Genomic DNA, 899 nt, shown 5'->3' on the forward strand with positions numbered 1-899 from the left:
GCCAGCTGATCAGTTTCGCGCGGGCGCTGGTGGCCGACGCCAAGATCCTTGTGCTCGACGAAGCCACGGCCAGCATCGATTCCTATACGGAGATGCTGATCCAGAAGGCGCTGATAAAACTGCTGGAAGGCCGGACAGGGCTGGTTATTGCCCATCGCCTGGCCACCATCCGCGGCGCCGACCGAATCATCGTGCTGCAGAACGGCGAGATCGTCGAAAGCGGCAACCACGAACAGCTGATGGCAAAAAAAGGCCTCTACGCCCGTCTCTACAACATGAATTACGCTTCGTTCGACGACATTTCCGAGGAAGAGATGGGAATGGACGCAGCCGTCGGCAAAGCGACGTGAGCAGGACTCGCGGAGCCGGACAGATAGCCCCTGCCGCCTTCTGCTAAGTGGAAGTAACGACCGTGCACAGAGATTCTGACTGTCTGGCGTTGGCTTTGGGAGGCGACGTATTGGTGATAGAAACCCCACCGCCGCCGAAGCCGTAAATCGACGGCCTGCACTTCGCCAGCATGAGCGGCGACGCCGAGCAGGAATATTTAGCCAAGCCGTCTTTCATAGCAATGGCGATTCAAGCCAGACTGCATCCGGGTGCGCGCATCGTTAGAATATCCGCCCATCCTTCTGCAATGCCTCGAGAATGGCGATATAGATCCTGTCGAGCGGCATTGTTCGTGTATCCTGCGAGAATTTCGATATCTCGCGCAAAAATTGTTGAAACTTGCTCTTTCGTGCAAGCCAGTTCGCAAACACTTGCGCAACGATTCGTGGTTGACTGTCTCTCAACAGCGAACATGCCCCAAAAGGCTGGATCAGGAGGAGAAGAAGATGCGCGTCGGCTGCCCCCGGGAAATCAAGAACCACGAATACCGCGTCGGCCTGACGCCGGGA

General features: G+C 56.8%; 1 protein-coding gene and 1 pseudogene. One reads left to right on the plus strand and one right to left on the minus strand.

Annotated elements, in window-relative coordinates:
- Positions 1–350: pseudogene (locus tag AC0L2K_RS34915) on the plus strand (ABC transporter ATP-binding protein); the annotation flags it as partial.
- Positions 351–611: 261 nt separating this feature from the next.
- Here the strand turns inward: AC0L2K_RS34915 and AC0L2K_RS34920 are convergent.
- Positions 612–899 (minus strand): hypothetical protein (locus AC0L2K_RS34920; protein WP_473533651.1); only part of this gene is annotated, 288 nt, incomplete at its 5' end.

The sequence above is a fragment of the Mesorhizobium sp. WSM4817 genome (assembly GCF_055811135.1).